This is a genomic window from Parafilimonas sp. (assembly GCF_047606085.1).
GTDB lineage: Bacteria > Bacteroidota > Bacteroidia > Chitinophagales > Chitinophagaceae > Parafilimonas.
In genome coordinates this window covers 1-8,814 of sequence record NZ_JASGEX010000175.1, presented here as the reverse complement: position 1 = coordinate 8,814, position 8,814 = coordinate 1, and the positions used below count along the sequence as shown (strand labels likewise).

The window sequence follows — 8,814 nt, the reverse complement described above, 5'->3', positions numbered from 1 at the left end:
GCAAGATTCTTCGGGATTTGCTTTTTCTTTAAATAAAGATACCGAACTAAACGACAAAAGATGAACGTATTTATACGCTGTTTCTGTGTAGTTCCGCGCAATCTTTGGAATACTGCTGTTTATACCCTGCTTTTACAGCTATATGGCGTATCTCTAAATTTGTTTCAGGTAGCCTGATTAAGCTTTGATATCCAGGCTTATAGTTGTTATCCCCGGTCAAATCATTTCACCGGCCCTTCATCCATTCAATGGTTTTTATTATGCCCTCCTTATAGGGCGTGGGCCTGTAATGAAATGCTTTTTCAAACTTCGATGAGTTAAAAACATAATCATATTCATTCTGGTACAGCATCTCTTTCAGTTCCTGCATCAGCGGATTAAATAAAGCTGCCATTGAAATAACAAACTTCGGAATGGTTTGTATTTTATGCGGCATATTCAATTCATCTGCAATCATATTTATAAATTCGGTTGATGATAATGCAGGTGAGGCAGTGGGCAAATGCCAGGTTTGCCCAAATGCTTCTTCGTGCTGCGATAAAATATATAAAGTTTCCGCTGCATCTTTTGTATAGGTATAAGAATGCACCGGCTTTGCCGTAACCATTACCTGCGGCGTTTTGTTATGTAATAGCTTATCAAATGCCAAAACGCCGATAACACTTTTTGCACCGGCATGCGGGCCATAAAAATCAGCGGCCCGGGCAATAAGCGCTTTAATATGGCCGGCCTCCATTTCGTTTAAGAGCGCTGTGGCAACAGCAGCCCGTATTTTGCCTTTTTCACTGCCAGGTTTAAATGGCGTTTCTTCCGTCATTGGCCCGGCTACTTTGCCATACATGTAAACATTGTCGAAAAATATAAGCCTTGCATTGGTTGCCTTACAGGCGTTGATCACATGCTGCATAATCGCAGGCCACTGTTTGCGCCATACATCCGTTCTGTATTCAAGCCCGATTAAAAGATAAACGATGCCGGAACCTTCAATGGCTTGTAAAACCTGCTCATAGCTTGCTGCATCGGCTGCTATTGTTTCAGCGCCGGCAACAGGCTTTGGGTTTCTTGACACCAATCTTACCTGCTCGTTGTGTTGTAATAATACAGGCAACAGTTCATTGGCGATGCTGCCGTTTGCGCCGAGAATGGTGTGTAGCATACAATCAATATTATCCCTAAAAATACAAATGCCCTGTTACATTAAGATGAACAGGGCATTTATTCAGCGGCGCTGCGAAGTCTCCGACCACAAGTGTTCGAAATCTGCATTAGCGATCCGCGATCCGTATGATCGCCCACGTGTGTAGAAATAATTGTGCCAGGGGGGATTTCCACACCGTAGGTGTGGTACATGTAAACGTTCCGTTCCAATGGAACGGTAAAGAAACATTACGGGCAGCATTGTACACACCTTAAGCCTCTATGAGGCTTTAAGAAAATGGTTTCGAACAGCTATAGTCTCCTGACTTCGCAGGCCTATGCGTGAAGTCTCTGACTTCTTATAATAAATTCATTAACCTATCGCTTGCTTCAGGTCTTCGATCAGATCATCTGCATCTTCAATACCAATGCTTAAACGGATGAGCGAATCTTTCAAACCATTTTTTATTCTTTCTTCCCTTGGTATGGAAGCATGCGTCATGGTTGCCGGGTGATTGATTAAACTTTCCACACCGCCAAGGCTTTCTGCCAACGCAATAATTTTTGTGGATGTTACCACCCTTTTTAATTCTGCTGCGCTTTCATCTTTCAGTTCAAAACTTATCATGCCGCCAAAGCCGCGCATTTGTTTTCTGGCAATGGCATGGTTTGGATGATCCTCAAAACCCGGCCAATATACTTTTGCTACCTTTGGGTGATGGCGCAGATAATTGGCAATCATTTCCCCGTTCTCGCAATGCCTTTGCATACGCACATGCAAGGTTTTAATGCCGCGTAAAACAAGAAAACAATCCTGCGGCCCGGGCACTGCGCCGCTGCTTTTCTGAATAAAATACAGGTCATCTCGCAGCGCTTTATCCTGCATTGCCAAGCAACCCTGCACCACATCGCTGTGGCCGCCAAGATATTTTGTTGACGAATGCATTACGATATCTGCACCCAAATCCAAAGGCGTTTGCAGATAAGGAGACGCAAAAGTGTTATCAACACAAACCAGTATATTATGTTGTTTAGCCAGTTGCGTTACGGCGGCTATGTCAACAATATTCATTAAAGGATTGGTTGGCGTTTCAACCCAGATAAGTTTTGTGCGCGCGGTTATGGCATTGCTTATATTTTTTATATCCTGCTGGTTGATGTATAAAAATTCAATCCCGAACTTTTCAAACAGCTTTGAGAATAAACGGTAAGTGCCGCCATACATATCGTTGGAAGCAATTACTTCATCGCCCGGTTTTAATAACCTTATTACGGCATCCGTTGCTGCAACACCGCTGCTGAACACTAAACCATATTTACCATTTTCAATTTGTGCGCAGGCGTTTTCCAAAGCAGTTCTGGTAGGGTTGCCGGCGCGTGAGTAATCATAGCCTTTATGCGTATCCGGCGCAGCCTGAATATAGGTTGAAGTTTGGTAAATCGGTGTCATTATCGCCCCGGTTGACAGATCGGGTTCCACACCGGCATGTATAAATTTTGTGCCTATCCCTGTATATGCTTTTGCTTCATTGCTCATAAAAATATGCTTTATTGAATTCAATTTATATATCCAGGCTCTTGTTGGAGCTGCCTTTTTTATTAGCTGCAAAGATTACAAAAACTGCTTCATATTGATATAGCCATCAACCGTTCATCATTGGTTTAACACAACTTAACAAATGTGAAATGGGAAGGCCTGCGGTGAGATATTTATTTCGGCGGTTAAATATCCGGCTTTAACCGCCTGTTTTTTTATTTGAGGAATGTAACATCATTGCCGGGGTATGCTCTTTAATTTCTTTAACAAACCAGTGATGTATAACCGCTTTGCAAACACTTATTGCTGCATATACATTCGATTATTAAAAGCCAGTAAAATTTAAAAAAGAATAAAAATTGTATGTTATGAAAAAGATTCTGATTTCCTGTGCGGCCGGATTATTAATGGCCTTATCTGTAGCAGCAGCGCCCGGTTCAAAAATTATAGAACAATTCAAAAAAACCTTTCCAAATGCCGAGAACGTAAAATGGAGTGAAACTAACAACGGGTACTTCGTTGGGTTTTACCAGAATGGAAATTTTGAAAAAATATTATACAGCAAAAAAGGAGGCTTTGTGCGCTCCTGGAAATATTCCGATGGCAAAGGCCTGCCCACGAATATTGTAATGCTGCTGAATAAAAAGGTGGGTGATGGTGTGATAAAAGGTGTTACAGAAACCACTACCCAAAACAGCACACAGTATGATATTAAAATGCTTAAGCAAAACAAATTATACTGCCTGAATATTTCAGCGGATGGAACGGTGAACAGTGAAGATGTTTTTGATTATGAAGATGCCTCCGGTACAGCAAAGAATTAGATTGTTTAAGCCTGCATGCATATTGATAAAAGGTTTTACAGCAAGCCACTGTAAAGCCTTTTTTAGTGAATGGTGAGTGGCCTGTTGTGCGCACACGCTCTTACCATTCACCGTTTCACAATTCCGTTCTTAGCTTAACACTATGCTTTTAAAACTGCGAATAGCATGGCTTCACTTTGGCTGGTTTAACCTGCTTGATTCATCATAGGCAAATCGTTTCACTTCCGGGAAAAACCTGGCATAACATTGCTGTAACTGCCCATGGTTTATTTCAAAAGCTGCAAACGCTGTGCTGCTGCCGGTAAGGTATTTTGCACGCCTTGCCAGTCCTGCAAAGCTTTGTTCTATTCCATGCATGGTTTGATAATTATACAGCCAGTTATCGCTTTTCATATAAGGCAGCAGGCGGGCAAATTTTTCCGGCAGCACGCTTATGTTTTTATCAAGCACTGCATAAACAAACTGTGAGAATTGCAGCAGGCCGTCCTCTTTAAATTCATGCCTGTCGCGCGCAAGAAAATGGTCATACACTATATCAACAAATGCGCCTGCATATAAACCAACAGCGGGTTTAAAGAATTGTTTTGCTTCCCTCGTTGCTTCATGTTCATCCGTAAACGCATCAATGCTGCGGTGAAGCGCTATGCCTTTTTGAATGGCTGCATTATATTCAAAACGTCTTTTGCCTTTTACAAAATCGCTTATCATGTTGCCCACCAATATTTCAGGCTGATGAAATGAAAGCCAGGCATGGGCAAGGTAGTTCATGTTATTTCACGTTTCTGTTAAGCCAGTCCGTAATTGTTTGCAATGCAAACGGCGATATGGTTTCCTGCAATTTTCCATATTCTGCTACGGTGCACAAATTGCAGGCCTGGAATAAATGATTGAGGCCCGGCAGTTCCTTTACTTCAAATTTTTTTGTTTTGCCGCCTATTAATGCGCTTTGTATGGCAGGCAAATTCTGGCTCGCCACCACCTGTATATCTTTACTGCCGTTTAAGGCAAGCACTTTTATTTTTTTTAATTTGGAAAGATAGGGCTGTGGGTTAAACTGTATAAAGTATGTAAACCAGGGCGTTGAAGTAGCAGCTATTTGTTCATTAATATATTCCCTGTTGTCATCAGGCGTTTTAAATCCAAGTTTCCTGAGATTAGCCGTATCTGCTGTGGACTGCCACCTGGTTAAAACTGGCAATCCATTGGCCATGGCGGATGCAGAATCCGGTGCGCTGGTTATGATAGATATCAATTGGGTATAAACCGGTTTAAAGCTTTCTGAAAAAGAAGCGTCAATGCCTGCGGATCGCATGATGGCCGCATTTTGTTCCGCCATCAGGTCTATGATTTTTACACCGGGCGCCGCAAGCAAAACAATAAACTTTACATCTTTTCTTGCCGAGGCAACCATGGGCGCAATCATGCCGCCTTCACTGTGGCCCAGCAGGCCCAGTTTTTTATCGTTTACTTCAGGCCTTGATCTTAAATAATCAAGCGAGGCATTTACATCTTTTGCAAAATCTGCTGAAGTGGATGCTTCAAAATTGCCGGTACTGTTGCCAATGCCACGGTCATCAACCCGAAGCACAACAAACCCGTCGCGCGTAAGTGCATCTGCCAGCACGGCAAAAGGTTTATGGCTGAATATTGTTTCATCCCGGTCCTGCTGCCCGGAACCAGTAATTAACAGGATGGCCGGGAATTTTCCACTACCCTGTGGAATAGTGATTGTTCCGCCATATTGTAAACCATTCCTGTTATACACAATTTCTTCGCTCCTGTATGGAAACGGCGGCTTTGGCGTTTGCGGGCGTATAACCACAGGCGGCGGTGGCACCACACCCCTGTGAAAATCGAGCGGCACATTGGCTACCTGTGTAAAAGTGCCGGAAAGCGTTGTATCATTCAGCAGTTTGCCGGTATAGCTTACCTTGTACTTATTAATGGTGAATGTAAGCGTTTCGCTTCCCGCGGCATCCTTCAATATGAATATGGTATCGCATTGAATGCCTGTTGTTTTCTGATCGGGGCTGTCGAATGTGGCTGTATATGTTTCATCGGGCAGTTGTTTTACGTGCAGTATAAGCCTGATATTCCCCGCAATTTTTAGCGTGGCGCTCCATACGCCTGAGAAGTTTGCCTGGGCGTTTACACCATTAATAGCAAAAAGGCTTATCATGATTATTATTAAGAGCTTTAACTTCATGCCTGTAATTTTTATTTGATTTACCGGTTATTCATGGCCGCTCAAAAACCCAGGCTTGCCTGCAAACCGGTGTGCCAGCACAATCATCATCATTTTCAGGCGTCTAAGATACCCGTATCCCGGCAAAGTAAATATAATTACGCGCAATGCTTTGCCCATCAAATCGGTTAGGCAACAGTAATCGAGCGGAAGAAAAGTTAAATAAAAACATTGCTATGAAATGAACATAACGGTGCCATTAAAGGTTAGAGCTGAATTAAAGAAACAACTTTATCAAAAAGAAGAAATATATGCCCTCTCCGGCAATCAAAAGATCGAAGCTTTGCCGCATCTTAATCTGAATACGCTATAGCTGAAAAATTGACTTTTAAAAACTGAAAATATTTCAACATTGCTGAAACTTTTTCAGGCTTGTTTTCCGGCAAGTAAATCTGGTACGCATGTTGTTTTTTTATTCTAAAATTTATAAATGTTAACTAATAAAAAACAAGGAGGCATTTATGACACTTGTAAAAAGAAACGGCAGTTTAATGAATCGCCTGCCCATGCTGTTTGACGATTTTTTCAATCGTGACTTTTTCAATTGGAATTCATCCAATTATTCAGACACCGACACCACAATTCCGGCAGTGAACATCCGGGAAACCAATGACAGCTACGAGGTAGAAGTAGCTGCCCCAGGCATGACCAAAAAAGATTTTAAGATCCGGCTGGATGGCAATACGCTTATCATCAGCTCTGAAAAAGCAATGGAAAACGCACAGAACAGGGAAGATGACAAGTATTACCTGAAAGAATTCAGCTACCAGTCTTTCTACAGAACACTCCAGTTGCAAAAAGATGTGGTTGATGTTGATAACATTAAAGCCGGCTATGAAGACGGCGTTTTAAAACTGCATATTCCCAAGCAGGAGCATGCCAAACAAAAACAACCTAAGCTTATAGAAATAGCTTAATGTGAATTTTGTGTTGTTTGCAGAAGTTGCCTTAACAAAGGCAACTTCTGTTGTATAATATCCATAATGCTATCATGAAATTGTTGTCTGCAAACACCGCAGAATTTATCTATCATTATTATCTTCATCTTCTGAATCGCCCGGTTCGTCTGCCTCAACAATATCGCCGCTTTCATTCACCGATAAATTAGAATCCCCTGCTGGATTTTCTTCGTTTTGGTTTGTGTCAGGCTCCGGTGTTTCAATAGTCGTTTCGCCCGTTGAGCCTTCCTCCACTTCAATAATAATATCGCTCTCCGCTTCCGCCGTTTTAAAATCGGCTTCATTCACCAGCGTGGGCTGCACCATTTCCCCGGCAAAAACTTCTTTTATTTTAGGCAGGTCTTCAGAAGAATTGATGCCGAAATAATCCATGAAGCTTTTGGATGTGGCATACACCAGCGGTTTGCCCGGCAGGTGTTCGCTGCGGCCTGTAATTACGATCAGTTCTTTTTCCAGCAGTTTCTGAATGCTGTAATCGCTGTTTACGCCGCGGATGCTTTCTATTTCACCTTTCGTAATGGGTTGTTTATAAGCAATAATGGCCAGGGTTTCCATAGCCGCAGTGGAAAGTCGTTTCAAAAACTTGTCGCCGTTTAGCTGCGCAATGGTCTTATGATAATCTTTTTTGGTGAGGAACTGCCAGCCGCCGCCGCTTTCTTTCATTTCGAAAGGATAAAACTCGCTTTGGTATTTTTCGCGTATGCCTTCAATACAGCTCTCCACCTGGTCCAGGTTGATGCGTTCTTCCAGAAAGCCCAGCGCATTATTGATCAGCTCAACAATATCCAAAGCCGTCAATGGTTTTTCACTGGTAAAAATTAAGGCTTCAATATGTGGAATGATAGCTTTAAGTTCCAAAGTTCACAAGTTCACTTGTTTACGAGTTAAGTTCTCCCCTTTTAGGCCTGTCCCGGATTTATTCCGGGAGGATGGGGTTTAACCTTGCAACGCCGCTGCACCGCTTACAATTTCTGTAAGCTCGGTGGTAATAGCTGCCTGGCGGGCACGATTGTAAGAAATACGCAGGCTTTTCAGCAATTCATTGGCGTTATCGCTGGCTTTATCCATCGCTGTCATGCGGGCGCCATGTTCGCTGGCATTGGCATCAAGCACCGCTTTATACAACTGGGTGTTCAGAATTTTCGGCATCAGCCCGGCAATCAGCCTGTCCTGCTCCGGCTCAAAAATAAAATCAGCCTTTTTAGCGCCTTTTTTCTGTTGTACTTTGGGAATAGGCAGAAACTGCTCCGCCACAAACCGCTGGGTGGCGGCATTTTTAAATTCACTGTAAATAATCTCAACTGCATCAAACTCCCTGTTCTCAAAAGCTTTTACTGCCGCCTGTGCAATTGCCTGCACATTTTCAAACTTCAGGTGAAGAAAAATATCCCTGTAAGTACTGTTGGTTTTATAGCCGGAACGGGTAAGGCTTTCATAGCCTTTTTTGCCCAGGTTCCAGATGGCCACATTTCCTTTTGCAAACTGGCTGGCATATTTATCGGCAACAAGCTGTTTTGCCAGCTTTACAATATTGGCGTTGTAACCGCCGCAAAGGCCGCGGTCGCTGGTAATCACTATCAAAAGCACTTTCTCAACAGGCCTTTCAGCAGCCAGCTTTATATCGGCGCCGCCTTCAATATTGCTTACAATGTTGCTCAGCATTTCCTGCAGCTTCTGTGTGTATGGGCGCATTTGCAAAATGGCATCCTGTGCGCGGCGCAGCTTGGCTGCGCTCACCATTTTCATAGCCTTTGTAATTTGTTGCGTGCTTTGTACGGAACTGATGCGGTTACGAACCTCTTTTAACTGCCCTGGCATATCTGTTTTGAAGTTTAATGCTTAAGGTTAAAAATGTTTAACCCAAAAAATTGCCGCGAAGGTAAGGGAATACTGCATAAAATGGAAACCGCATAGTTTTGGGCGCATTTCAAATTTTCGCTTCATACGCGGCACCCCGGTCGGTGTCTCACCGACGGGTAGCGGGTTCTACAGGTGGGTGTCCACCATAGCCGTCAACTTAGGAGAAACACGATTAATAAAGGACCCCGAATGGGGTTTAATTTAAATAGCCATCGGTGCAACCGGTGGGCAAATGAAACGGTTTTGATATTG

At 43.0% G+C, this 8,814-nt stretch carries 8 protein-coding genes; 2 read left to right on the top strand and 6 right to left on the bottom strand.

Going from position 1 to position 8,814, the window contains the following annotated elements; all coding sequences use genetic code 11:
- Positions 1-226: 226 nt before the first annotated feature.
- Positions 227-1,156, bottom strand: coding sequence for an NAD-dependent epimerase/dehydratase family protein (locus tag QM629_RS15175; RefSeq protein ID WP_415160735.1), 930 nt, complete (start codon positions 1,154-1,156; stop codon positions 227-229).
- Positions 1,157-1,510: 354 nt separating this feature from the next.
- Positions 1,511-2,674 carry a cystathionine gamma-synthase gene (locus QM629_RS15170; RefSeq protein WP_415160734.1) on the bottom strand — a complete coding sequence of 388 codons (1,164 nt, stop codon included), beginning with the start codon at positions 2,672-2,674 and terminating at the stop codon, positions 1,511-1,513.
- Positions 2,675-3,042: 368 nt separating this feature from the next.
- Between QM629_RS15170 and QM629_RS15165 the strand changes: the two genes are divergently transcribed.
- Positions 3,043-3,498: a hypothetical protein gene (locus tag QM629_RS15165; RefSeq protein ID WP_415160733.1), complete on the top strand. Its 456-nt coding sequence runs from the start codon at positions 3,043-3,045 to the stop codon at positions 3,496-3,498.
- Positions 3,499-3,669: 171 nt separating this feature from the next.
- Here the strand turns inward: QM629_RS15165 and QM629_RS15160 are convergent, their stop codons facing one another.
- Positions 3,670-4,266, bottom strand: a complete 597-nt coding sequence (locus tag QM629_RS15160) for an ACP phosphodiesterase (protein WP_415160732.1) — start codon at positions 4,264-4,266, stop codon at positions 3,670-3,672.
- 1 nt (position 4,267) lies between these two features.
- Positions 4,268-5,704, bottom strand: coding sequence for an alpha/beta hydrolase family protein (locus tag QM629_RS15155; protein ID WP_415160731.1), 1,437 nt, complete (start codon positions 5,702-5,704; stop codon positions 4,268-4,270).
- A 500-nt stretch (positions 5,705-6,204) separates the two neighbouring features.
- Between QM629_RS15155 and QM629_RS15150 the strand changes: the two genes are divergently transcribed.
- Positions 6,205-6,660, top strand: coding sequence for an Hsp20/alpha crystallin family protein (locus QM629_RS15150; RefSeq protein WP_415160730.1), 456 nt, complete (start codon positions 6,205-6,207; stop codon positions 6,658-6,660).
- Positions 6,661-6,765: 105 nt separating this feature from the next.
- On the opposite strand, the gene scpB is transcribed toward QM629_RS15150, so the two are convergent.
- Together scpB and atpG are read right to left on the bottom strand one after the other, a co-directional pair.
- Entirely contained in the window at positions 6,766-7,560 is a 795-nt protein-coding gene (scpB, locus tag QM629_RS15145) for an SMC-Scp complex subunit ScpB (RefSeq protein WP_415160729.1), read from the bottom strand.
- A 78-nt stretch (positions 7,561-7,638) separates the two neighbouring features.
- Positions 7,639-8,520, bottom strand: a complete 882-nt coding sequence (gene atpG, locus QM629_RS15140) for an ATP synthase F1 subunit gamma (RefSeq protein ID WP_415160728.1) — start codon at positions 8,518-8,520, stop codon at positions 7,639-7,641.
- Positions 8,521-8,814 lie beyond the last annotated feature (294 nt).